General features: G+C 69.2%; 27 protein-coding genes. 18 read left to right on the forward strand and 9 right to left on the reverse strand.

All coding sequences use genetic code 11. From position 1 onward, the window contains the following. Nucleotides 1-118 precede the first annotated feature (118 nt). The 3 genes from ccoG to VF522_RS09565 are packed head-to-tail and all read left to right on the forward strand — an operon-like array spanning nt 119 to nt 2,157. The gene (gene ccoG / locus VF522_RS09555) at nt 119-1,537 is read left to right on the forward strand and encodes a cytochrome c oxidase accessory protein CcoG (RefSeq protein WP_330908018.1); all 1,419 of its coding nucleotides are present in this window, start codon (nt 119-121) and stop codon (nt 1,535-1,537) included. 16 nt (nt 1,538-1,553) lie between these two features. Then, nucleotides 1,554-1,814, forward strand: a complete 261-nt coding sequence (locus tag VF522_RS09560; RefSeq protein WP_330908019.1) for a FixH family protein — start codon at nt 1,554-1,556, stop codon at nt 1,812-1,814. Nucleotides 1,815-1,851: 37 nt separating this feature from the next. Next, nucleotides 1,852-2,157 carry a hypothetical protein gene (locus VF522_RS09565; RefSeq protein WP_330908020.1) on the forward strand — a complete coding sequence of 102 codons (306 nt, stop codon included), beginning with the start codon at nt 1,852-1,854 and terminating at the stop codon, nt 2,155-2,157. Here the strand turns inward: VF522_RS09565 and VF522_RS09570 are convergent. Then, nucleotides 2,088-2,501 (reverse strand): response regulator, encoded by a 414-nt coding sequence (locus VF522_RS09570; protein ID WP_330908021.1) that lies wholly within the window; start codon nt 2,499-2,501, stop codon nt 2,088-2,090. The genes VF522_RS09565 and VF522_RS09570 overlap by 70 nt on opposite strands. 142 nt (nt 2,502-2,643) lie before the next feature. Between VF522_RS09570 and VF522_RS09575 the strand changes: the two genes are divergently transcribed. After that, entirely contained in the window at nt 2,644-5,118 is a 2,475-nt protein-coding gene (locus tag VF522_RS09575; RefSeq protein ID WP_330908022.1) for a sensor domain-containing protein, read from the forward strand. On the opposite strand, the gene VF522_RS09580 is transcribed toward VF522_RS09575, so the two are convergent. Beyond that, on the reverse strand, nt 5,090-5,830 hold the full coding sequence (locus tag VF522_RS09580) for a hypothetical protein (protein WP_330908023.1): 741 nt from the start codon (nt 5,828-5,830) through the stop codon (nt 5,090-5,092). The genes VF522_RS09575 and VF522_RS09580 overlap by 29 nt on opposite strands. Before the next feature lie 130 nt (nt 5,831-5,960). On the opposite strand from VF522_RS09580, the gene VF522_RS09585 reads away from it, so the two are divergent. Together VF522_RS09585 and VF522_RS09590 are read left to right on the forward strand one after the other, a co-directional pair. Next, nucleotides 5,961-7,019 (forward strand): PAS domain-containing sensor histidine kinase, encoded by a 1,059-nt coding sequence (locus VF522_RS09585; RefSeq protein WP_330908024.1) that lies wholly within the window; start codon nt 5,961-5,963, stop codon nt 7,017-7,019. Further along, nucleotides 7,016-7,660, forward strand: a complete 645-nt coding sequence (locus tag VF522_RS09590) for a response regulator transcription factor (protein WP_330908025.1) — start codon at nt 7,016-7,018, stop codon at nt 7,658-7,660. Before VF522_RS09585 ends, VF522_RS09590 begins: the two co-directional genes overlap by 4 nt. A gap of 76 nt (nt 7,661-7,736) precedes the next feature. On the opposite strand, the gene VF522_RS09595 is transcribed toward VF522_RS09590, so the two are convergent. Further along, on the reverse strand, nt 7,737-8,045 hold the full coding sequence (locus VF522_RS09595) for a DUF2917 domain-containing protein (protein ID WP_330908026.1): 309 nt from the start codon (nt 8,043-8,045) through the stop codon (nt 7,737-7,739). A 224-nt stretch (nt 8,046-8,269) separates the two neighbouring features. Between VF522_RS09595 and VF522_RS09600 the strand changes: the two genes are divergently transcribed. Continuing rightward, a complete protein-coding gene (locus tag VF522_RS09600) occupies nt 8,270-11,050 on the forward strand; it encodes a penicillin-binding protein 1A (protein ID WP_330908027.1) in 2,781 nt (926 codons plus the stop codon). A gap of 109 nt (nt 11,051-11,159) precedes the next feature. Here VF522_RS09600 and VF522_RS09605 read toward each other — a convergent pair whose 3' ends face one another. The 3 genes from VF522_RS09605 to fnr form a co-directional block, all read right to left on the reverse strand. Then, the gene (locus tag VF522_RS09605) at nt 11,160-11,396 is read right to left on the reverse strand and encodes a CsbD family protein (RefSeq protein ID WP_330908028.1); all 237 of its coding nucleotides are present in this window, start codon (nt 11,394-11,396) and stop codon (nt 11,160-11,162) included. 120 nt (nt 11,397-11,516) lie between these two features. Then, complete coding sequence (locus VF522_RS09610) at nt 11,517-11,864, reverse strand: hypothetical protein (protein WP_330908029.1); 348 nt, start codon at nt 11,862-11,864, stop codon at nt 11,517-11,519. A gap of 42 nt (nt 11,865-11,906) precedes the next feature. Next, complete coding sequence (gene fnr / locus VF522_RS09615) at nt 11,907-12,629, reverse strand: fumarate/nitrate reduction transcriptional regulator Fnr (RefSeq protein ID WP_330908051.1); 723 nt, start codon at nt 12,627-12,629, stop codon at nt 11,907-11,909. Nucleotides 12,630-12,802: 173 nt separating this feature from the next. On the opposite strand from fnr, the gene hemN reads away from it, so the two are divergent. Both hemN and VF522_RS09625 read left to right on the forward strand, forming a co-directional pair. After that, nucleotides 12,803-14,188, forward strand: a complete 1,386-nt coding sequence (gene hemN, locus VF522_RS09620) for an oxygen-independent coproporphyrinogen III oxidase (protein ID WP_330908030.1) — start codon at nt 12,803-12,805, stop codon at nt 14,186-14,188. Between the two features lies 1 nt (nt 14,189). Further along, nucleotides 14,190-14,864, forward strand: a complete 675-nt coding sequence (locus VF522_RS09625; RefSeq protein ID WP_330908031.1) for a sulfite exporter TauE/SafE family protein — start codon at nt 14,190-14,192, stop codon at nt 14,862-14,864. 12 nt (nt 14,865-14,876) lie between these two features. Here the strand turns inward: VF522_RS09625 and VF522_RS09630 are convergent, their stop codons facing one another. Beyond that, the gene (locus VF522_RS09630) at nt 14,877-15,116 is read right to left on the reverse strand and encodes a hypothetical protein (protein ID WP_330908032.1); all 240 of its coding nucleotides are present in this window, start codon (nt 15,114-15,116) and stop codon (nt 14,877-14,879) included. Nucleotides 15,117-15,333: 217 nt separating this feature from the next. On the opposite strand from VF522_RS09630, the gene VF522_RS09635 reads away from it, so the two are divergent. From VF522_RS09635 to murQ, 8 genes are all read left to right on the forward strand, one after another. Next, nucleotides 15,334-15,792: a hypothetical protein gene (locus tag VF522_RS09635; protein ID WP_330908033.1), complete on the forward strand. Its 459-nt coding sequence runs from the start codon at nt 15,334-15,336 to the stop codon at nt 15,790-15,792. 10 nt (nt 15,793-15,802) lie between these two features. Beyond that, nucleotides 15,803-16,030, forward strand: coding sequence for a hypothetical protein (locus VF522_RS09640; RefSeq protein WP_330908034.1), 228 nt, complete (start codon nt 15,803-15,805; stop codon nt 16,028-16,030). Nucleotides 16,031-16,122: 92 nt separating this feature from the next. Continuing rightward, entirely contained in the window at nt 16,123-16,746 is a 624-nt protein-coding gene (locus tag VF522_RS09645; RefSeq protein ID WP_330908035.1) for a hydrolase, read from the forward strand. A 136-nt stretch (nt 16,747-16,882) separates the two neighbouring features. Then, nucleotides 16,883-17,296: a hypothetical protein gene (locus VF522_RS09650; protein WP_330908036.1), complete on the forward strand. Its 414-nt coding sequence runs from the start codon at nt 16,883-16,885 to the stop codon at nt 17,294-17,296. A 52-nt stretch (nt 17,297-17,348) separates the two neighbouring features. After that, on the forward strand, nt 17,349-17,744 hold the full coding sequence (locus VF522_RS09655; protein WP_330908037.1) for a DUF1801 domain-containing protein: 396 nt from the start codon (nt 17,349-17,351) through the stop codon (nt 17,742-17,744). 89 nt (nt 17,745-17,833) lie between these two features. Then, complete coding sequence (locus VF522_RS09660; RefSeq protein ID WP_330908038.1) at nt 17,834-18,295, forward strand: isoprenylcysteine carboxylmethyltransferase family protein; 462 nt, start codon at nt 17,834-17,836, stop codon at nt 18,293-18,295. Nucleotides 18,296-18,323: 28 nt separating this feature from the next. Beyond that, complete coding sequence (locus tag VF522_RS09665) at nt 18,324-19,046, forward strand: sulfite exporter TauE/SafE family protein (RefSeq protein ID WP_330908039.1); 723 nt, start codon at nt 18,324-18,326, stop codon at nt 19,044-19,046. Between the two features lie 164 nt (nt 19,047-19,210). Next, a complete protein-coding gene (gene murQ / locus VF522_RS09670) occupies nt 19,211-20,176 on the forward strand; it encodes an N-acetylmuramic acid 6-phosphate etherase (RefSeq protein ID WP_330908040.1) in 966 nt (321 codons plus the stop codon). A 74-nt stretch (nt 20,177-20,250) separates the two neighbouring features. Here the strand turns inward: murQ and VF522_RS09675 are convergent, their stop codons facing one another. Beyond that, nucleotides 20,251-21,489 carry an alpha-hydroxy acid oxidase gene (locus tag VF522_RS09675; protein WP_414709485.1) on the reverse strand — a complete coding sequence of 413 codons (1,239 nt, stop codon included), beginning with the start codon at nt 21,487-21,489 and terminating at the stop codon, nt 20,251-20,253. 60 nt (nt 21,490-21,549) lie between these two features. Here VF522_RS09675 and VF522_RS09680 point away from each other — a divergent pair, with 60 nt between their 5' ends. Further along, nucleotides 21,550-22,446 carry an NAD(P)-dependent oxidoreductase gene (locus tag VF522_RS09680; protein ID WP_330908042.1) on the forward strand — a complete coding sequence of 299 codons (897 nt, stop codon included), beginning with the start codon at nt 21,550-21,552 and terminating at the stop codon, nt 22,444-22,446. A 92-nt stretch (nt 22,447-22,538) separates the two neighbouring features. On the opposite strand, the gene VF522_RS09685 is transcribed toward VF522_RS09680, so the two are convergent. Beyond that, entirely contained in the window at nt 22,539-23,432 is an 894-nt protein-coding gene (locus tag VF522_RS09685; protein WP_330908043.1) for a GntR family transcriptional regulator, read from the reverse strand. Between the last annotated feature and the right edge of the window lie 3 nt (nt 23,433-23,435).

Here is a 23,435-nt window from a genome sequence, read left to right on the forward strand (position 1 = left end):
AGGGGAGAGGGAGAAAAACCGGGCGCCCGGGATCCCCGCCTCCGCGGGGATGACGAAGAAGCTTGCGTCTGATCAATATCAAGTGCCGCGACCGCGCATGACCCGATGATCGGTCGACATGAAGGTCATCCCCATCACCCCCATCCCGGCTTCGGAGGAAGGCGAGCGCCAGGGACTATATATTTCCGAGAAGAAGGTCTATCCGCGCTCGGTCACCGGCCTGTTCGCCCGCTGGCGCTGGGCCTTCGTGTGGCTCACGCAGATGGTCTTCTACGGCCTGCCCTGGCTGCAATGGGGCGAGCGGCAGGCGGTGCTGTTCGACCTGGGGGCGCGGCGGTTCTACATCTTCGGCTACGTCCTCTATCCGCAGGACTTCATCTACCTCACCGGCCTGCTGGTGATCAGCGCGCTGTCGCTGTTCCTATTCACCGCCGTGGCCGGACGCCTGTGGTGCGGCTTCGCCTGCCCGCAGACCGTCTACACCGAGATGTTCCTGTGGATCGAGCGCAAGGTGGAAGGCGAGCGCGGCGCCCGCATGAAGCTCGATGCCTCGCCGATGTCGCTCGAGAAACTGGTGCGCAAGGCCTACAAGCACCTGCTGTGGATCGTCCTGGCCGTGTGGACCGGCTTCACCTTCGTCGGCTACTTCACGCCGATCGACGACCTGGGACTGGCCTTCCTGCAGACGAAGATGGGCTCCTGGGAAGTGTTCTGGGTGTTCTTCTACGGCTTCGCCACGTACGGCAACGCCGGCTTCATGCGCGAGCAGGTGTGCAAGTACATGTGCCCCTACGCGCGCTTCCAGAGCGCGATGTTCGACCAGGACACCCTGATCGTCAGCTACGACGCCGCCCGCGGCGAGCCGCGCGGCTCCCGGGGCCGCAAGGCGGACGTCCAGATGCTGGGGCTGGGTTCCTGCGTCGACTGCACCCTGTGCGTGCAGGTCTGTCCCACCGGCATCGACATCCGCAACGGCCTGCAGTACGAGTGCATCGGCTGCGCCGCCTGCGTCGACGTGTGCAACGGCGTGATGGACAAGATGAACTATCCGCGTGGCCTGATCCGATTCACCACGCAGAACGCGCTGGCCACGGGCCAGGGCCGCGAGGGCATCGTCAGGCGGGTTCTGCGTCCGCGCGTGCTGATCTACGGCAGCGTACTGGTCGCACTCACCGCGGCGATGATGGTGACGCTCGCGATGCGCATGCCGCTGAAGGTCGACGTGGTGCGCGACCGCGCCGCGCTCTCGCGGATCGTGTCCGGCGGCAAGCTGGAGAACGTCTACCGCCTGCAGGTGATGAATGCCACCGAACAGACGCAGCGCTATCGCATCACGGCCGACGGCCTGTCGGGTCTTTCCGTGGCGTCCGATCCGCTGGTGGAAGTCGGCCCCGCCGAATCGCGCTGGGTGGCCGTGCGCCTGCAGGTCGATTACGGCGCGGCGAGCGCCGGCTCCCATCCGATCCACTTCGACATCGCCACCGCGGGCGGCGACGTCCACGTGCGCGAGAAGTCGGTGTTCCTGGTGCCGCGCTGAAAAGGGGGAATGACGAATGACGAATGACGAAATGACCGAGGCGCAGCCGTGGTGGAAGCATGGGTTCGTCTGGATGATCCTCGGCGGACCCGCCGCCGTGATCGTGGCGGGCATCGCGACACTGATCATTGCCGTGCGCACGCCCGATCCCGTGATCGAGGCCGACTACTACCGGCGCGGCATGGAGATCAACAAGACCCTGGCCGCGAAGGACAAGGCCAACCTGCCGGCGCTGCAGGGCCGCAACCACGCGGCCACGCCCGTGGCCCAACCCTGAAGCCGCGCAGACGGCCCCTACGCCCAAGGAGACAAGCATGGCCCAACGCCTGATGTGGATCGCCTGGCCCGCCTTCCTGGCGGCCTGCGTGCTGGAGTTGCTGGTGTTCGCCTTCGTCGACCCGCACGAGCTGCAGTGGTCCGGCCACACGCTCGGCTGGTCGCGGCAGGCCGCGTACACGCTGTCGTTTTTCGCGTTCTGGATCGTGACCATGGGCGCCTGCGCCATGACGACGCTGCTGCGGCTCACGCCGGCGGAACTGAACGCGTGTCCCTACGACCGGGCGAGCCGGCCGGCGGGCTGTCCCGGCGAGGGCGGCGGCGCCCAGCCCTGGGCGCAGTAGTCCACCATCGCATCGATCTCGGTCGACTTGTCGAACACGGCGTCGACGCCGAGCTGCGCGCAACGCTTGCGCACGTTGGCGTTGACGTAGTTGCTGAACACCACGATCTTCTGCCCGGCGTGCGTGCGCCGCACGTGCTGCACGACGTGCAGGCCGCTGCCGCCGGACAGGAACAGGTCGACGATCAGGATGTCCCAGCCGTCCGACGCCGCCAGCCAGGCGATGGCCGCTTCCTCGGTCGCGGCGCCGCCCACCACGCGCACGGGCGTGAGCTCTTCCAGCGCCTCGACGAGGTTCTCGTGGATGTCTCTGTTGTCCTCGACGATGAAAACGGTGGGCTGCATGGCAGGGGAGGGCTTGGGTCCTGATGCGACTCTGCCGCAAGAGGGGCGTCCGGCGCGGCGGAAGGCGGCGACTTCGCGGGTAGGAGCGGGCCTGATGAGCGCCCACGGACGCGCTCCGCGCCCGTAAGATGGCTCCAGGACCATGGATTCGCCGTTCCCGCAAGACCCAGGCCGGCTGCTCGAGCTGGTGGAGCGCAAGGCCTTCGTCGGCTTCTGGCGCCTGTCCACCGCATCGCGGCAGCTCGACTGGTCGGACCAGCTCGCGCGGCTGCACGGCGCCGCGCCGGGGTACGCGCCGCCCTTCGAGGACGTGTTCGCGCATTTCGCGCCCGAGCATCGGCCCGCGCTCGAAGCGCACCTGCGTGCCTGCCTCGAACAGGGCACGCCCTTCGACCTGGAAGTCCAGGTCCAGACCCTGCAGCAGCGGCGCATCTGGGTGCGCTGCGCCGGCCAGCCGACGCGCGCAGCGGGCGGCCGCATCACCGGCGCCGAAGGCCTGGTGCAGGAGATCGCGCCGGCCGGCCATCCCGAAGGCACGCTGCTGCGGCACACCGTGAGCATGGGCGGCGCGCTGGGCAGCGGCCAGGCCTTCGTCACCCTCGACCGCCATGGACGCATCAGCTACGCCAACGAGCAGGCCGAACAGCTGCTCGGCGGCCAAGGTGAGCCGGTGCCCGGCCGCCGCATCTGGAGCTTCTTCCAGAAGCGCGTGCGGCTGGTGCTGGAAGAGAAGCTGACCGCCGCCCTGGAAGCGGGCGAGGGCGTCGAACTGGAGGAGCTGGACGCGCAGGGCCGGCACTGGCTGGAGCTGCGCGGTTTTCCCTTCGGCGCGGGCCTCGCACTGCATCTGCGCGACGTCACGGCACGGCGTCGCGCGCAGCAGCACCTGGTGCTGCTGGAAGGCAGCATCGCCCGCTTGAACGACAGCGTGATGATCACCGAGGCCGGGCCGTTCCGCGATCCGGGCCCCCGCATCGTGTTCGTCAACGAAGCCTTCGAGCGCCGCACCGGCTACACGCGCGAGGAGGTGATCGGCCAGTCGCCGCGCTTCCTGCAAGGCCCGGACACCGACCGCGCCCAACTCGATCGCATCCGTTCCGCGCTGGAGCAATGGCAGCCCGTGCGGGTGGACATCGTCAACTACACCAAGGCCGGCGAGCCCTACTGGGTCGACCTGGACCTGTCGCCGGTATGGGACGAGCAGCGCCAGCTCACCCACTGGGTCGCGGTCGGCCGGGACATCACCGAGCGCAAGCGCGACGAGGAGAAGATCCAGTACCTCGCGTTCTACGACCCGCTCACGCAGCTCCCCAACCGCCAGCACCTGCTCGACCGGCTGCATGCCGCGGTGGGCGAGCACGGGCCGGCGCACGAAGGCGCGCTGATGTTCATCGACCTCGACAACTTCAAGGTGCTGAACGACACGCTGGGCCACCAGAAGGGCGACCTGCTGCTGCAGCAGGTGGCGCGACGCCTGCGCAACTGCCTGGCCAAGGGCGACCTGGTGGCGCGCCTGGGCGGCGACGAGTTCGTGGTGCTGCTGGAGAACACGCCGGAGAAGCGGCTCGATCCGCTGACGGCCGCGCGCGTGGTGAGCGGGCGGATCCTGGAAGCGCTGGGCGAGTCCTATGTGCTGCCCGGCTACCTGCACCACAGCACCTGCAGCATCGGCGTGACGCTGTTCGGCCGCACGCCGTCCAGCGTCAACGAGCTGCTGAAGCAGGCCGACCTCGCCATGTACCAGGCCAAGGCCTCCGGCCGCAACGCAGTGCGCTTCTTCGACCCGGAGATGCAGGCGGTGGCGAGCGAGAACGCCGCGCTGGCGGCCGACCTGCGCCAGGCCTGGCGCGAGAACCACCTGCAGATCGAATACCAGCCGCAGGTGGGCATGGACGGGCGCATGAGCGGTGTCGAGGCGCTGCTGCGCTGGGACCACCCGACGCGCGGCCTGGTGCACCCAGGCCAGTTCATCCCGACGGCGGAAGAGACTTCGCTGATCATCCCGATCGGCCACTGGGTGCTGGAGCATGCCTGCGCGCAGCTCGCCGCCTGGCAGCGGCATCCCGGCCGCGAGCACCTGTCGATCGCGGTGAACGTGAGCGTGCGGCAGTTCCGCCACCCGGACTTCATCGACGAGGTGGTGACCTGCGTGCGCCGGGCCGGCATCCGGCCCGACCGGCTCAAGCTGGAACTGACCGAAAGCCTGCTGGCCGAGAACATCGACACCGCCATCGCCAAGATGCGCAACCTGAAGGACATGGGCGTGCGGCTGTCGGTGGACGACTTCGGGACCGGCTATTCGTCGCTTTCGTACCTGAAGCGGCTGCCGATCGACGAACTGAAGATCGACCGCGCCTTCGTGAAGGACATCCTCACCGACGGCAACGATGCCGCCATCGCGGGCACCATCATCGGGCTGTGCCGCAACCTCGGCCTGCAGGTGATCGCGGAGGGGGTGGAGTCGGAAGAGCAGCGCGCGTTCCTCGCGCGCCAGGGCTGCCACCGCTACCAGGGCTACCTGTTCTGCCGGCCGCTGCCGATCGGCGAGCTGGAGGCCTTCATCGACAGCCTCGGCGACGCCGCCGCGCTTACACCGGAGCCATCTTCAGCGGTGTAGTCGCCACCGCGCGCGGCAGGCGCAGCACGATGCCCTGGCCGTGCCGCAGCAGCTCCACGCCGTGCTGCGCCGCCAGTGCCTGCACTTCCACCCAGGACAGCGGCGCCTCGCCGGACTCGTGCAGCAGGGTGAAGTTGCCTTCCGGCTGCGGCAGGTACTCGATCGCCACCACGCCGAGGCTGGACGCATGTTCGGTGCGCACGATCACGTCGCCCGGTGCCGGCGCGGCATCGGTCAGCGTGAGGAGGGCCGCGGCCAGCAGGAAGCGCAGCGCCGAGCGCGAGACCGCGAACTCGCCGTCGCCGGGTTCCATGCGCAGGTCGAAGCCGCGGAAGTTCAGGCCGGGGGACAGCAGGCGCACGATTTCCGCGACGCCGTCGCGCAGCATGGCGGTGTCGTCCTCGGCCGGTTCCATCCAGGAGCAGACGTCCAGGCATCGCGCCACGGCCTGCCGCGACAGCCGGTTCAGCTTGGACACCGAGCCCGCGAGGTCCTCCGGTGCGACGGCGCCGCGTTCCATCCGGGCGCCCAGCGCGTCCGCGACCATGCCCAGCGACTGCAGGTGCACCACCATGTCGTGGCGCAGCGGCGGCGTGAGCCGGCGCAGGATGTCGTGCTGCACGGCGCGCGCGAGGCTGCGCAGGCGCTGCGGCGATGCCTCGGTGGACGGCGCCGCTTCGCCGGGGTTCAGGACCGGATCTTCGATGGCCAACACTTCATGTGCGACAAAGGTTCGGGTTTCCAGTCTGGGCCGGCGGTTTCCGGCGAACTGTCAGGACGCCCCGGCGCGGGGTGTAGGAAAGGAACGGCAGGTGCCTGCTCCCGTGCGGTAAATTCGCGGCGTGACCGACACGATCCTCACCGACCAGAACGCCGCCGCGCGCCTCGCCGGCCTGCTCGATTCCGCCATGGACGGCATCGTGAGCGTGGACGACGCGCAGCGCATCGTGCTGTACAACCGCGCCGCCGAAAGGATGTTCGGCTGGAGTGCCGACGAGGTGCGGGGCCAGCCGCTGGACATGCTCATTCCCTCGCGCTACCGGGCGGCCCACGGCCAGCAGGTGCGCCGCTTCGGCGCCACCGGCACCACGACGCGCCGCATGGGCGACACCACGGTGCTGTATGCGCTGCGCAAGAACGGCGGCGAATTCCCCATCGACGCTTCCATCTCGCAGCTGAACACGCCCGAGGGCAAGCTCTACACCGTGATCCTGCGCGACGTGACGGAGCGGGTGCGGGCGCGCGAGGAGCTGGCCGCCTTCGCCGCCGAATCCGCCGGGGTGCGCGAGCAGGAGAAGTCGCGCATCGCCCGCGAGCTGCACGACGAACTGGCGCAGTCGCTGACCGCGCTGAAGATGGACACGATGTGGCTCCGCAACCACGTGCCCGGTGCCGACGAAGCCGCGCAGGAGAAGATCGCCCAGATGCTGGCGGTGCTGGACAGCGCCGTCGCGTCCACGCGCCGCATCGCCGCCGACCTGCGGCCGCTGGTGCTGGACGATCTGGGCCTGGTCGCGGCGATCGAGTGGGCGGCGCAGAACTTCACGCAGCGCACCGGCGTGCCCTGCGAACTGCTGGTGGACGAATCCCTGGAACTGCAGGAGCCGTACGCCACCGGCATCTTCCGCATCGTGCAGGAGTCGCTGCAGAACGTGGCCAAGCACGCCAACGCCACCGAGGTGCTGGTCGAACTGCGGCCCAGGGACGGCGCCCTGCTGCTGCGGGTGCAGGACAACGGCACGGGCTTCCGCCCCGAGGATCCGCGCAAGCCGCATTCGCTGGGCCTCGTGGGCCTTCGCGAACGCGCCCACCTGCTGCGTGGCGAGGTGCGGGTCGACAGCAGTCCCGGGGCCGGCACACGCGTCGAAGCGCGCATCCCCCTCGGAAAGGCCGAAGCATGATCCGCGTGGTGCTGGCCGACGACCACGCGATCGTCCGCGAAGGCCTGAAGCGCATCATCGGCGACGTCGCCGAGTTCACGGTCGCCGGCGAGGCGGCCGACGGCACGCAGGTGATGCAGAGGGTGCGCGAGCTGGAGTTCGACGTGCTGGTGCTGGACCTGTCGATGCCGGGGCGCAGCGGCATGGAGCTGATCAAGCTGGTGAAGGCGGAAAAGCCCAGGCTGCGCATCCTCGTGCTCAGCATGCACCAGGAGATGCAGTACGCCGTGCGCGCGATCAAGTCGGGCGCGAGCGGCTACCTCACCAAGGAAAGCGCGCCGGCGCAGCTGGAGGCCGCGATCCGCAAGATCGCCGGCGGCGGCGCCTACATCAGCGCGGAAGTGGCGGAGCAGCTGGCCCTGGGCGCCATGCCCGGCGCCAGCGACGCGCCGCCGCACGAGAGCCTGTCGGACCGCGAGTTCGAAGTGTTCCGCCTGCTGGTGGCGGGCGATGCGGTGACCGACATCGCCAACCAGCTGAACCTGTCGGTGAAGACGGTCAGCACGCACAAGGCGAACCTGATGCAGAAGCTGGGGCTGCACAACCCGACGGAGCTGGTGCGGTATGCGTTGAAGCACGGGCTGGCGGACCCGCTGGGGTGACCCCCCTCATCCCCGCGCAGGCGGGGATCCAGGGCATTCCGGACGCTCTGGATTCCCGCCTTCGCGGGAATGACGACTATTCGTCGACCCGGATCTCCAGCATGCAATCCCCGTGCAGCGCATGCACCAACAGCTGCCGGCCGGGCGGCGGCCGGTAGCTCTCCTTCGCCTGCAGCACGACGTCTTTCACGCAGCCGTCTTCCGTCACCCACGCTTCGCCCTCGCGGCAGTACAGCGTCACCTCCCCGGCCAGCGGCTCGATCGCGCGGGTGGCGCCATGTCGCACCGGCGCGGCATACCAGCGTGTCACGCGCGGCCGCGCGCGCGCGGGCAGCAGGCGCGCCACGAAGGTGGCGGGCTGGAGGGCGAGGGTGACGAGCAGCATGGGCGCCGATCATGGTTCAGCCAGCGCGCCGCGAGCGACCGGCCGTCGAACGCCGCGTCGGACGCCGGCGACAGGCCATGTAGGCGGCGGGCGCACAGCCCTCACGGTTTGTCGTCCGCGCGCAATGCACGCTCGGCGCAAAGCCAACGTTCCGTCGCGTGGGCGTCCTACAGTCGGGCCACGACCCGCAGCCCTAGATTGGCGCTCTCACCAGGAAACTGACCATGAAGAGAGTAGTCGAGGGAGAGCCGGGATTCTTCCGGCGTGTCGGTGGCGCCATCCGCAGGCATCCCTGGCGGACCGTGTTCGCGATCCCGCTGGCGCTCGTGCTGTACGTGGCGGCCGTCTACCCGTTCACCCCCAGCATCGGCGACATCCGCAAGGTCAAGCAGGAGCAGCCGTCGATCGTGCTGTCCGCCGACGGCAAGGAGCTGGCGGTGTTCAAGCGCGCCAATCGCGACTGGGTCAAGCTCGCCGACATCTCGCCCAAGGTCGTGCAGGCGCTGCTGGCCACCGAGGACCGCCGCTTCTACGACCACCACGGCATCGACGTCCTGCGCACCGGCAAGGCGGTGGTCAACACGCTGGCGGGCGACGTGGAGGGCGGCTCCACCCTCACCCAGCAGCTCGCGCGCAACCTGTACCCCGAGGAGATCGGCCGGCAGCAGACCGTCACCCGCAAGGTCAAGGAGGCGATCACCGCGCTGAAGCTCGAGGCGATCTACAGCAAGGACGAGATCCTGGAGACCTACCTCAACTCCGTCTCCTTCCTCTACAACGCGTGGGGCATCGAGATGGCCGCGCGCACCTACTTCGACAAGTCCGCGAAGAACCTCAACGAGCTGGAAGCCGCGACGCTGGTGGGCATGCTCAAGGGCACGGCCTACTACAACCCGGTGATGAATCCCGAGCGGGCGCTGGAGCGCCGCAACACCGTGCTGGCGATGATGGCCGAGGAAGGCAAGCTGCCCAAGGCCCGCTACGAGAGCCTCAAGGCGCAGCCGCTGAAGCTCGACTTCGAGCGCGTGCGCGAGTTCAACGGCACGGCCCCGCACCTGACCGAATACCTGCGCCGCTGGCTGCAGGAATGGGCCGACCGCAACGACTACAACATCTATGCCGACGGCCTGGTGGTGCGCACCACCATCGATTCGCGCCTGCAGGACATGGCCAACAAGGCGGTGGAGCGCCAGGCCAAGGCGCTGCAGTCGGTGGCCGACGTCGAATGGAGCCGCAGCGGCCTGATCGCCCTGGGCAGCGATCCGGCGGCCTATGCGAACCATCGCAGCAAGGTCTCGCCCTTCGAGTACTTCTGGGGCACCCACCGCGACCTGGTGACCGCGTGGATGAAGGACACGCCCGAGTACAAGGCCGCGCGCGAGGGCGGGCAGGGCGAGGAGCAGGCGCTCAAGGACCTGCGCGCCGACGACCGCTTCATGGCCAACCTGCGCCGGCAGAAGACCATGCTGCAGGCCGGCTTCCTGGCGCTGGACCCGCAGAACGGCCAGGTGAAGGCCTGGGTGGGCAGCCGGGATTACGCCGACGACAAGTTCGACCACGTGCAGCAGGCGCGCCGCCAGCCGGGCTCGACCTTCAAGCCCTTCGTGTACGGCGCCGCCTTCGAGATGGGCATGTCGCCGTTCGAGACCTTCATGGACGCGCCGGTGGAGATCCAGATCGACCGCAACAAGACCTGGCGGCCGACCGACATCGACGGCACCACGAACCTGCCGATGACGCTCCGCGACGGCCTGGCGCGCTCGAAGAACACCATCACCGCGCAGGTCATGATGCGCGTGGGGCCGTCGGCGGTGGCGCGGCTGGCCCGCGCGATGGGCGTGCGCGACAGCAAGCTGCAGGAAGTGCCCTCGCTGGCGCTCGGCACCAGCCCGGTGACGCTCAAGGAAATGGTCACCGCGTTCGGCAGCATCGCCAACGGCGGCAGCTACATCGAGCCGCAGATCGTGACGGCGGTGGAGGACCGCAACAGGAACGTGCTGGAAAGCTTCACCTCGCGTTCGCCCGAAACCGCGATGTCCGGCGAGGCGGCCAACAAGCTGCTGGACACCATGCGCGGCGTGATCGACAGCGGCACCGCCGTGGGCCTGCGTCCGCGCTTCGGCCTCAGCGGCGACCTGGCCGGCAAGACGGGCACCACCCAGGACAACACCGACGGCTGGTTCATCCTGATGCACCCGCGCCTGGTGGCGGGCGCCTGGATGGGTTTCAACGACAACCGCGTGACCATGCGCAGCGAATACTGGGGGCAGGGCGCGCACAACGCGCTGTTCGTGGTGGGCGACTTCATGCAGCAGGGCACGAAGGCCGGCCTGGTGGACGCCAAGGCGAGCTTTTCCGCACCGCGCCTGAAGCAGGAACAACCGCTGATGCAGCAGATGGGCGACTGGTGGAGCAGCGTGTTCAACACCGCGCCGCCGACGCCCAGCGCGCCCGAAGTGGCGGCGGTGCCGCCGGCGAACCTGCCCGAAGTGAAGCTGGACCCGCCGGTGCTGGAACCCGCGCCGAAGATGCTGAGCGAGTTCCCGCCGCTGCCGCCCGCCCAGGCGCTGCCGCCGATCCCGCCGCGTGCCTCGCTGCCGCCCGTGCCGCCCAGCGCCCCGGTGATCGTCGACAACCTGCCGCAACGCGTGCCCTCGTTCCCGCGTCCGCTCGAATCGGCGCGGCCGGCGGACACGATCACGGGGACGCAGGTGTATCCGCGGCCGGAGACGCCAGCCCCGGCGCGCAGCAGCCCGCCGGTCACGCGCGTGGAACCCGGCGTGCGCAGCGAACCGGCGCCGCGCGGCAACATGTCCACCCTCGGGGGCAACTCGGTCCCGATCTACGACGCCGATCCGGGCAGCAGGTCGTCGCCGCCGTCGTCGCCTTCGACATCGTCGACCTCTTCGACATCGTCGTCGCCTTCGCCGGCGCCATCGACTTCGTCCGCGACATCGGACGTCGGCCAGGCGAGCGGCGGCACGACCTCCGTCACCACCGAATAGCCGTCACCCCCAATAGCCGTCATCCCCGCGGAGGCGGGGATCCAGAGCATTCAGGAAGCCCTGGATCCCCGCCTGCGCGGGGATGACGGACGGGAAGGATGCGCTTTCGTCAGCGCCGGCTGCGCGTGCCGCGATCCATGTCGCGCTCGATCTCGCGGCGCTCCGATTCGCGCTCCTCGTGGCGCACGGCTTCCTTCGCGTCGCCCAGCCCCTGCTGCAGCCTGCCCTTGGCCTCGCGGGCGTGGCCGCGCGCCTCCAGCGTGGTGTCGCCCGTCATGCGGCCGACCTGTTGCTTGATCTCGCCCGTGGCCCGGTTCGCCATGCCCTTCACCTGGTGCTTGTTCATGCTTGAAACTCCTTGAGTGGTTGCCATGCATCCATGATGGGGACGAGCTGCCGCCGGGTACAGGCGCGGCGGGCCGCAATCCGCGTCCTCTGCTTCCTACAGCAGAGGACCTCTGGCGATTCATTGCGTGGGGTGACCCTGCTGCGTCCGCCACCACGCCATCAATGCCCGGAAGTTCCCGCCGAATCCCTGGCTCAACAAGGCCTCGTAGCCGAAGGAGCACACGGCGGCCGTGCCGAAGTCCAGCAGGGACTCGTTCGCGGCCGCGCTGCAGGCCAGGAAGATCTCGTACAGGCAGGCAGGGGGCAGGCGTTCGTAGCGCGCGAGGATGCCAGCGCGGTCTGTGAACGGATCGACGTCGCTGGCGGGCAGTTCGCAGGACGGCGCGACGGTTTCGCCGGCTGCAGGGGGAAGGGCGATCGCCACCGTGGCAGCCAGCAACAGGGTCCGCAGGGCTCTCGCATCCATTGCGCCTCTCCTTCGCCGGCTCGCCGGCCGCACCGGCGGGCGCTAGAACGGGCTGCCCGGCGCGGACAGGATGCCGCGCAGGCGCTCGACGTCGACGATGCGCACGTGCCGCTGGTGCACGTCGATCATGCCTTCTTCGGCGAAGCGCGAGAAGGTGCGGCTCACCGTTTCCAGCTTGAGGCCGAGATAGCTGCCGATCTCCTGGCGGGTCATGCGCAGCACCAGTTCGGAACGCGAGAAGCCGCGCGCCTGCAGGCGCTGCACGAGGTTGAGGAGGAAGGCCGCCAGCCGCTCTTCCGCGCGCATGGTGCCCAGCAGCAGCATCACGCCATGCTCGCGCACGATCTCGCGGCTCATCACGCGGTGCAGGTGGTGCTGCAGGGCGTCCACCTCGCGCGACAGCTCGCCGATGCGGTCGAAGGGCAGCACGCAGACCTCCGCGTCCTCCAGCGCGATCGCGTCGCAGGTGTGGCGGTCGTTGACGATGCCGTCCAGGCCCACGATCTCGCCCGCCATCTGGAAGCCGGTGACCTGGTCGCGGCCGTCTTCCGCCGTCACGCAGGTCTTGAACACGCCGGTGCGGATCGCGTACAGCGCGTGGAACTTCTCGCCGTTGCGGAACAGCGCCGTCTTGCGCCTGACCTTGCGGCGCGCGCTGATCACTTCGTCGATGCGGGCCATGTCGCCTTCGCTCAGGCCGATGGGCATGCACAGCTCGCGCAGGTTGCAGTTGGAGCAGGCCACCTTGATGGCGGCGGGGCTCAGGCGGGGCGCGGTGCCGGGATCGGTGTCGTTCATTCGGGTTCTCGTGCGGGGCCGAAGGGGGCCCTCTGACCTGCATCAAATTGTCCCGGCCGGGATGCCGCCCCGGTTGATGCAAATCAAGCGCGCCGGGCTTCGCAGGACGCACAGTGGTGCATCCCCGCAGGAAACAAGCCATGACGCTGCCCATCTCCCCCGAACTGTTGCGCAAGTTCGACGTGCCCGGACCGCGTTACACGTCCTACCCCACCGCCGACCGTTTCGTCGAGGCCTTCGGTGCGCCCGACTACGAGCAGGCGCTGGCGCAGCGCCGCGACGGCCCGGCCGCGCTGGCCACGCCGCTGTCGTTGTACGTGCACGTCCCGTTCTGCGAGTCGCTGTGCTACTACTGCGCCTGCAACAAGATCATCACGAAGCACCACGACCGCGCCGCGCCCTACCTGCGCTACCTGACGCGCGAAGTGGAGCTGCACACGGCGGTGCTGGGCACCGGCCAGCCCGTGAGCCAGCTGCACCTGGGCGGCGGCACGCCGACCTTCCTGTCCGACCAGGAACTGCGCGAGCTCCTGGCGATGCTGCGCCGGAACTTCGCGGTGGCGCCCGGCGCCGAGTGCTCCATCGAGATCGACCCGCGCACCGTGACGGCCGAGCGCCTGCAGGTGCTCGCCGACCTGGGCTTCAACCGCATCAGCTTCGGCGTGCAGGACTTCGATCCCGACGTGCAGAAGGCGGTGCATCGCGTGCAGCCCCATGCGCAGGTGGCCGCGCTGATGGAGGACGCCCGCCGCATCGGCTTCGATTCGATCAACGTGGACCTGATCTACGGCCTGCCGCGGCAGACGCCCGAATCCTTCGCGCGCACGCTGTCGCAGGTGGCGAGCCTGCGGCCGGACCGCATCGCGCTGTACGGCTATGCGCACTTGCCGGAGCGCTTCAAGCCGCAACGGCGCATCCTTTCCGTGGAGCTGCCCGGCGCCGGCGCGAAGGTCGCGATGCTGTCGCAGGCGCTGGTCGCCTTCCTGAGCGCGGGCTACGTCTACATCGGCATGGACCACTTCGCGCTGCCCGGCGACGCGCTCGCCGTGGCCAAGCGCCAGGGCCGCCTGCACCGCAACTTCCAGGGCTACAGCACGCAGCCGGACTGCGACCTGATCGGCCTGGGCGTCTCCGCGATCGGCAAGGTGGGCGCCACCTACAGCCAGAACGCCAAGACCATGGACGAATACTGCGACGACCTGGACCAGGGCCGGCTGCCGGTGGCGCGCGGACTGGCCTTGTCGCGCGACGACCTCGCGCGCCGCGCCGTGATCATGGCGCTCATGTGCCAGGGACAGGTGGTGTTCGAGTCGATCGAGCTCGCCTGGCTGCTGGACTTTCGCGCCTACTTCGCCGCCGAAATGGAGCAGATGCGCGAGCTGGAGGACAAGGGCATGGTCGTCGTCGACGACAGCGGCATCCAGGTGACGGCGCAAGGCTGGTTCTTCGTGCGCGCGGTGGCCATGCAGTTCGACAGGTACCTGCAGGCCGATCGCAACCGCGCGCGCTTCTCGCGGATCATTTGACATGAATCTGGCGCTGGCCGGCACCGCGTTCGTGATGGGGCTGGCGGGCGGGCCCCACTGCCTCGCCATGTGCGGCGCGGCCTGCGGCGGCGTGATCCGCGGGGTGGGCGCACCGCCGGCGCGCGGGATGTGGACCTTCCAGGGCGGAAGGCTGCTGGGTTATTCGGTTGCCGGCGGGGCGGCGGGTCTCGCGGTGCAAAGCTTCGCCTGGCTGTCGCAGCACACCGCGGCGCTGAAGCCGGCGTGGACGCTGTTCCACCTGGCCGTGCTCGCGTGGGGATTGATCCTGCTGGCGCAGGCGCGCCAGCCCGCGTGGGTCGAATCGGCGGGCCGCGGCGTGTGGTCGCGCGTGCGTCCGCTGGCGCAAAGGCGTGGCGGGCTGGTGGCCACCGGCGCCTTGTGGGCCTTCATGCCCTGCGGTCTCCTGTACTCGGCGCTGCTGGTCGCATCGCTGTCAGGCGGTGCGCTCGAAGGCGCCGCCAGCATGGCGCTGTTCGCGATCGGCAGCGGGATCTCGCTGGGCCTGGCCCCGGCGGCGCTGCGCCAGCTGCAGGCCTGGGGCAATGCGCTGCGCAAGGACTGGGGCACGCGCATCGCCGGCCTGCTGCTCGCGGCCACGGCGGCGTGGGCGCTGTGGATGGATGTCGCGCAGCGGATCGCGGAGTGGTGCAGCTAGGCGTGCGCCAGTTCAGGACGCGGGCTTGGCGTCCATGGCCATGGCCCAGGCGCCCCAGGCGGCATCGGATGCATGGCGTGCCGCCATCCAGCGGTGGAATTCGGGACTGTCGGTGACCTGCACGTTGCTGCCCGAAGTCTCGATCTCGGCACGCACGGCCCGGAAACGCTCGTGGGCGATCTCTTCCGCGGCCTGCTTCTCTTCTGCCGCAGACTCTGCCGCGGCCACGGCGGCGCTCCATTCCTTGCTCATGCGATCTCCCAAACAAAGGGGGAGTATGGGGCACGGGCCGTGGCTGCGCTTCGGAAGGGGCTTGGGCGCGACCTGGCCGAATCGCGTTTCGCAAGTCCCGAGCGATATGGCATCCTTGGACAGATGAGCATACCGGGCCTCTTCCTGCGGCTGTCGATGAATGAAAGGCGAGCTGCAGAAGTGCGAGGGTTCGGGATAACGCGCAGTGCTGTCACTCATGAGATTTCTTCTGCTGCTGTCGATCCTCTCCTCGGGCATCTTCTATTTCTTCGGATCCGGGGAGAAGGAGCGCGTGACGATCCTCGCCTCCATTGCGCAAGCCCCCCGCTTCACGCGCGCAAGCGTCGACGGGGTCACGAGAACCCTGGGAAGGCACGAGTCCTACCAGGTCCGCTACAAGTACGAGGTGGACGGCGTGGGCTACCACACGAGTACTTCCAGCACGGACGAGAGCGGGGCGCGGGAATACCTGTCGGCGCCCGTCACGGAAGTCGCCTACGACGCGCGCGATCCGTCCGTGGCGATGCTGCGCCAGTACTACGAACGCAGGGATCCCCAGGAGACCATGGGGCGCGCACTGTTCGTCGCCGGCGTCCTTTCGCTCGGAATGGCCCTGCCGGCTTCGCTTGCGGTGGCCTGGCCCTTGGGCTGGCTTCGCAGAAGGAAGACGGGTTGAAGGCACGGGCATGCGGCACTACCGGAACCTCAGCGGGAATTCCGGCGTCGTCGCCTACGAGGTCGGCCCGGACTGGATCGGCGTGAAGTTCAGGGACGGCGTCACGTACCGCTACACCTACGCGAAGCCCGGGGCCATCCATGTCGAGGAGATGAAGAAGCTTGCCGCCGCCGGAAGAGGGCTCAGCGGATACATCTCCAGGCACGTGGGCAAGGCCTACGAGTCCACCGACGGCTGACCGCGCCCCTTCTTCCTGCGCGGCCATTTGTGCGGGGCGCGCACCGCGACAACAATGGCCTTTCTTCCACGACACGTCCCACCGGAGGCCCCATGTCCGACGTCACCCCTGTCCGCGATCCGCGCACCGATCCCTTGCTGACCCCGCAGAACGCGGTGCTGGCCCTCATCGACTACCAGCCCGAGCAGTACGCCGGTGTCGGATCGATGGGGCACCAGGAACTGCTCGCGCACGTGACGGTCCTCGGCCGCATCGCCACCACGTTCGAGTTGCCCGTGGTGCTCTCCACGGTCTACGTGAAGCACGGCATGACCGGCACGAATCCGGAACTGCGTGCCGTACTGCCGGGCGTGCCCGAGATCGATCGCACGACGCTGAACTCCTGGGAGGACGCCGACTTCCGCGAGGCGGTGGAGCGCACCGGCCGCCGCAAGCTGATCCTCGCCGGCCTCTGGACCGAGGTCTGCGTCGCCTTCCCCGCGCTCGATGCGCTGCGCGCCGGCTACGAGGTCTACGTGGTGGCGGATGCGATCGGCGGCGTGAGCAAGGTGTCGCACGAGTCGGCGATGCAACGCATGATCCAGGCCGGCGTGAAGCCGGTCTCGGTGCTGGGCCTGGCGTGCGAGCTGCAGCGCGACTGGGGCCGCCCCGGCGCGGACCGCCTGCGTGCCGTGATGCGCGAGTACTTCGGCAGCCTGCGCGCGCTGAAGCAGTAGCGGCGCATCGTTTCCTGGCCGCACATCGGCCTGCACGCACCGCTCGCGCATCGCGCCGGCGCAACCGCCCCAAGAGGCGGTGGCTGCCGCTCGCGCCGCTTGCTATAAGCCCATGGGACCCGAAGGAGGAGGACTCATGGAGCGCAACCTGTATGCCCCGCCCGAGGCGGCGGTGGCCGATGTGGAGCCGGTGTTCGAGGTGCCGGACGACGTGCTGAAGAAGATCCGGCAGGCGTGGATGGCCGGCGCTTGTTCCACCGTGATCACGCTGGCCGTGACGCTGCTCGCGATCGCCGGCACCAGCATCGCCGGATTCGACGCCTGGAACATGGTGGACGTCCTGCTGGTGGGCGGCCTCACCTGGGGCATCTACCGAAAGAGCCGCTTCGCCGCGGTCGCGATGCTGGCGTACTTCGTCATCTCGAAAGCCCTCATGTTCGCCGAAGGCGGGAAGCCCGCGGGAGTGGTCTGGGCGCTGATCTTCTTCTACCTGTACGTGCAGGGGATCCGCGGCACCTTCCAGTATCACAAGCTGGCGAAGAAGCAATGAGTCCGCCCGTGCGGATGATTCGCGGGCGAACGAAGCCGTCTACCATGGGGGCATGACCAAGCCTGCACCGACGGACACCGAGTCGGCCTCCGCATCGATCGACCGGAAGATCGCCGAACTCGGCGACTGGCGCGGCGCGACGCTGGCCCGCATGCGCAAGCTCATTCACGAGGCGGATCCCGCCGTCGTCGAGGAGTTGAAGTGGCGCGGCACGCCCGTCTGGTCGCACGAAGGCATCCTCTGCACCGGAGAGACCTACAAGGCCGTCGTGAAGCTGACCTTCGCGAAGGGCGCTTCCCTGCCGGATCCATCGAAGCTGTTCAACGCCAGCCTGGAAGGAAACACGCGACGCGCGATCGACATCCGCGAGGGCGAGGAGGTCGATGCGACGGCCTTCAAGGCATTGATCCGGTCGGCCGTTGCACTCAATGCGGGCGGCAGGAAGTAGTTCATCCCATGACCATCGAACTGGGCAAGGAAGCGAGAACGCAGGCGATCGCCTCCATCGAACGCGCCGGGAAATCGAGGGAGTAGGCGATGCGTTCCCTGGAGCTCCGCATCCCGCCCGTCGCCGTCGTTGCCGTTGCCGCCGCCCTGATGTGGCTCCTGGCGCGCGCCTTCCCGCATCCCACCCTTCTCTTCACGGCGCCGTGGGCGCTGGCCGGCGCGCTGGTCGGCCTGGGCGCCGCGATCACGGTGTCCGGCGTGCTGGCCTTTCGCCGAGCGCACACCACCGTCAACCCGATGACGCCCGGTGCTTCGTCGTCCGTCGTGTCCAACGGCATCTACAAGCTCACGCGCAACCCGATGTACCTCGGCTTCCTGTTCGCGCTCGCGGGCTGGGGCCTGATGCTGGGGAATGCGCTGTGCGTGCTGCCGCTGGCCGGCTACGTGCTGTACATGAACCGCTTCCAGATCGCTCCCGAGGAAAAGGCGCTGGCGCAGAAGTTCGGCGCCGAGTACACGGCCTATACGCAGCAGGTGCGCCGGTGGATCTGAGCGCGCGCCCGGCCCGCTGATCGCGCGCGTGGAATACCTCTTCGTCCTCGTCCTCGGGCTGTTCGCCGGCACGCTGGGCGGGGTGGTGGGCACCGGGTCCTCGCTGGTGCTGATGCCGGCGCTGGTGATCCAGTTCGGCCCGCGCGAGGCGGTGCCGATCATGGCGATCGCCGCGATCCTGGGCAACCTGGGGCGCGTGATCGCCTGGTGGCGCGACATCCGGTGGCGCGCCTGCGCCGCGTACTGCGCCACGGCGATCCCCGGCGCCATCCTCGGCGCGCGCCTGCTGCTCACGATCCCGCCGGGCGTGGCCGAACTGGCGCTGGGCCTCTTCTTCCTCTCGCTGATCCCGGTCCGACGCTGGCTCGCGCGGCACGAGATCAGGCTGTCGCCGGCCCACCTGGCGCTCCTGGGCGCGCCGCTCGGGCTGCTCACCGGCCTGGTCGTGTCCACCGGCCCGCTGACGGTGCCGCTCTTCACCTTCCACGGCCTCGAGCGCGGTGCGCTGCTCGGCACCGAGGCCGCCGCCTCGATCGGCATGTACGGCGCGAAAGTGGGTACCTTCCAGATGCTGGGCGCGTTGCCGCCGGACGTGATCCTGGAAGGACTGATCGTCGGCGTCACCCTGATGGCCGGGTCCTTCATCGGGCGGTTCATCGTGCTGAAGATGCCACCGGGCATCTACCGCGCGCTGATCGACGGCCTGATGCTGGTATCCGGCCTCACCTTGCTCTGGGCGGCTGCGCGCTAGAGGTAGGGTGGGCAAGCTTGCTTGCCCACCCCACGGGGCCTTGGGCAGGGGCGTGCCCCATGGCTCTGCGGCCGGGATACCACACAGTTTTGCATGGGGCTCCTACATCCATGTCCCTTCCGTGGCGGCAGGATGGGTTCATCTCTACCATGGGATCTCTCCACATGCCTGAAGTGAAGGCCGCCCCGAGCAAGATGGACGCCGCGCGCAAGCCCGACCCGCCGAAGCCGCCGCTGGACGCGCGGCTCACCGAACAGCGCAATCCGCGCACGCAGCGCATCGACCAGCTGTCGTCGCTGGAAATCGTCGACGTGATCAACGCCGAGGACCGCCTGGTCGCCGCCGCGGTGAGCGACGAGCGCCAGCAGATCGCGCGCGCGATCGATCTCGTCGTGGACTGCCTGCGCCGCGGCGGCCGGCTGGTCTACGTGGGCGCCGGCACTTCGGGCCGCCTCGGCGTGCTCGATGCGTCCGAGATGCCGCCCACCTATCGCACCGAACCCGAGATGGTGCAAGGCGTGATGGCCGGCGGCTACGAGGCCTTGCTGCGCGCGCAGGAAGGCGCGGAAGACATCCCCGAAGACGGCGCGCGGGCGATGGACGAACGCAACGTCGACGAGCGCGACTTCGTGCTGGGCATCGCGGCTTCCGGCACCACGCCTTACGTGCACGGCGCGCTGAAGCGCGCACGCGAACGGGGCGCGAAGACCGGCTTCCTGCTGTGCACCTATCCGTCCGAGGAACTGCTGCAGACGCACGACGTGGTGATCGCGCCGCTGGTGGGCCCGGAGGTGATCACCGGCTCGACGCGCATGAAGGCGGGCACCGCGACCAAGCTGGTGCTGAACACCATCAGCACCGGCGCCATGGTGAAGCTGGGCAAGGTGCACGGCAACCTGATGGTGGACCTGCAGGTCACCTGCCAGAAGCTGCAGGACCGGGGGGAACGCATCCTGATGGACACCCTGGGGCTGCAACGCGAGGAAGCGGAAAAGCTGCTCGGCGCGGCCGGCGGCCACGTGAAGACGGCGATCGCGATGCATCGGCTGGGCGTCGATGCGGAAGCGGCGCGGAAGAAGCTGGAAGAGAAGGGCGGGTCGATCGCTGCGCTGATCGGCAAGCCGAAATAAATCGTCATTCCCGCGGAGGCGGGAACCCAGGGCTTCCTTCAACGCCCTGGATCCCCGCCTCCGCGGGGATGACCTCAGGATGTGACCAGGTAGCTCTCGTCCAGTTCCGACAACGCCGTCACGCCCAGCATCGCCATATCCCGCGACACCTCCTCGCGCAGCAGCGCGATCCCCTTGCGCACACCCGCTTCGCCCGCCACCGACGCCGCATAGTTGAACGGCCGCCCGACGAACACGAACTTCGCGCCCAGGGCCAGCGCCTTCAGCACGTCCGTGCCGCGGCGAAAGCCGCTGTCGATCATCACCGGCACCTGGGGGCAGGCCTGCACGATGCCCGGCAGCACGCGCAGCGGCGCCACCGTGCCATCGAGCTGCCGGCCGCCGTGGTTCGACACGATGATGCCGTCGGCGCCGTTCTCCACGGCCAGCCGCGCATCGCGCACGTCCAGGATGCCCTTGACCACCAGCTGGCCGGGCCACATCCGGCGGATCAGGCGGAAGTGCTCCCAGGTCAGGTGGCCGCGGTCGGAGAAATCGCGCAGCACGTTGGCCGACAGGATCGGCGCGCCGCGCCGCGCGTGGTTGTTCTCGAAGTGCGGCATGCCGTGCCGCGCGATCGTCTTCAGGAAGGTGCCGAACAGCCAGCGCGGATGGGTGATGCCTTCCCACGCCAGCCGCGGGCTGGGGCGCAGCGGCGTGGAGAAGCCGGCGCGGATGTTGTTCTCGCGGTTGGAGGCGATCGACGCGTCGAGTGTCACCACCAGCGTCCTGAAGCCGGCGAACTTCACCCGCTCGACCAGCGCCACGATCTCGGATTCGCTTCCCGGAACGTAGGCCTGGAACCAGGCTTCCGGGTTGGCCTGCACGACCTCCTCCATGCGGATCAGGGAGGAGGCGCTCATGATCATGGGCACGTTCTCGCGCGCGGCCGCCTGCGTGAGCACCAGGTCGCCGCGGTAGGCGGACAGCGCGCTGACGCCCATGGGCGCGATGCCGAAGGGCGCCGACCAGCGCCTGCCCAGCAGCGTGGTGGCAGTGGAACGCTTCGACATGTCGATCAGCACGCGGGTGATGAACTCGTACTGCTCGAAGGAGCGCGCGTTGGCCCGCAGCGAGGCGTTGCGCTCCACCGCGCCCGAGACGTAGGCGAACACGGGCCCCGGCAGGTGGCGGCGGGCCGCGCGCTCGAAATCGTCGAGGCAGAGGATGTGGCCGAGGCGCGCGGGGAGGGCGGCCGGCGCGTGGGTGGGGATGGCGGTCGGGGCGGAGGCGGCGGCGGCGTCGCCGGTGGAAGTCTGGATCTGCATCGGCATGAAGTGTCGCTGCTGGACAGCGATGCGTCCACTGCGCACCGGCGTGCGATGATGACCGCCATGGCACCACACTTCGGCAAGGACACGCCGGTCGGCTTCATCGGCCTCGGCGTCATGGGGCGCGGCATGGCGCATTGCCTGCTGCGCCACGGTTACCGCCTGCACGTGCAGGGCCGCAGGCCCGAGGTCGTGCAGCCCTTCGTGGACGCGGGCGCGCAGGCGCATGCGACGCCGGCCGCGCTGGCCCGCGAGTGCAAGCTGGTGTTCCTGTGCCTGTCGGACGACGCGGCGGTGGAGCAGGTGCTGTTCGGTCCGGACGGCCTGGCCGAAGGGCTCGCGGCGGGCAGCTGCGTGGTGGACAACAGCACCATCGCGGCGGGCTCGGCGCGCGCCTTCGGCGAGCGCCTGCACGGGAAAGGCATCGCCTTCCTCGATGCGCCGATCAGCGGCGGCCAGCAGGGCGCGGACAGCGGCACGCTCAACACCATGGTGGGCGGGCCGGCGGAGGCGTTCGAGGCCTGCAACCCGGTGCTGGCGGCGTTCTGCAAGACGATCACGCACGTGGGCGCGCTCGGTGCGGGGCAGACGGTGAAGTCGTGCAACCAGGTGGCGGTGGCGGGCGCGCTGCTGGGCGTGGCCGATGCCATCGCGCTGGCGAAGTCGCAGGGGGTGGATCCGGCGCTGATGCGCGAGGTGCTGCTCAATGGCACGGCGCGCAGCTTCGTGCTGGAGAAACACGGGCAGCGGGTGATCACCGAGGATTTCGTGCCGGGGTTCCGCGTGAACCTGATGCGCAAGGATCTGCGCATCGCGCTGAAGACGGCGCAGGAAGCGGGGGCTTTCCTCGTGGGGGCGCCGGTGGCGGAGGGGTTGCTCGACGAGCTGGTGCGCGATGGGCGAGGGGAACTGGATTGGGCCGCGCTCGGCAAGCTCGTTCAGGAGAAGAAGGGCGGGTGAGGGATGGTGGGCAAGCGAGCTTGCCCACCCTACGAGCGACGAGCCGCCCGTTCCCCTGTAGGGTGGGCAAGCTTGCTTGCCCACCGTCCTGATCACTTCCGCGGCACGCCGCCCTTCCGCTCGCGCGCCCCATCGAGGTGCCGCTTCAAATACGCCGCGGCCTCCTCGCGTCCACCCCGCCGCAACAGGTCGATCAGCACCAGGTGCTCCTCGCATTGCGCCCGCATCCCGGCCCTGTTCCTTTTCGCCCGGTATTCCACCAGCCGCCGCGCCTGGTTCACCCGCCGCAGCGCATCGAGCAGGAGCCGGTTGTGCGCGCCGGCGACGATGGTTTCGTGCAGGTGCACGCCCGGCTTGAACAGTTCCGTCACCGGCCACTTGTCGATGCCGCCCGCCAGCAGCTCCATCTGCTCGCGGTAGCACTTCTCCAGTTCCACCGCGTCGACCGCGTAGCCCGGCTCCAGCACGGCCGCCGGTTCGATGACCATGCGGAAGCGGTAGCTCTCGCGATACGCCTCGGGTGAATTCATCAGCGGCTGGAACACCCAGCCGCGGCCCGGCTTGCGTTCGACCACGCCGTCGCGCGCGAGGCGGTTGAGCACCCGCTGCACCTGCAGCCGGCCCACGCCGTAGCGCTCCATCAGTTCCGTCTCGCCGACTTCCTCCTCCAGGTCCTCGGCAAGGCGGTCCTCGGCGATCGCAAGATACAGCGCTTCGTCCGAATCGGCCGGCTGCTCCAGCGCGAAGGACGCCAGCGCCTTGGGCGGCCTGGCGACCTGGAAGCCCTTGTTCGGTTCGGAGCGCACGACGCCGGCGCCGGCGAGGAACTGCAGCGCCTTGCGCACCGGCGAGCGCGAGACGCCCAGCACGTCGCACAGGCTCTGTTCCGTCAGGCGCTCGCCGACCTGCAGGTCCTCGCGCCGGATGATCTCCACGATGCGGCTGGCGAGGTTCGGCACCAGCGGACTGAGCACCTCCGTCGCCATGGC

This window comes from Ramlibacter sp. (assembly GCF_036383835.1).
Taxonomy (GTDB): domain Bacteria; phylum Pseudomonadota; class Gammaproteobacteria; order Burkholderiales; family Burkholderiaceae_C; genus Ramlibacter.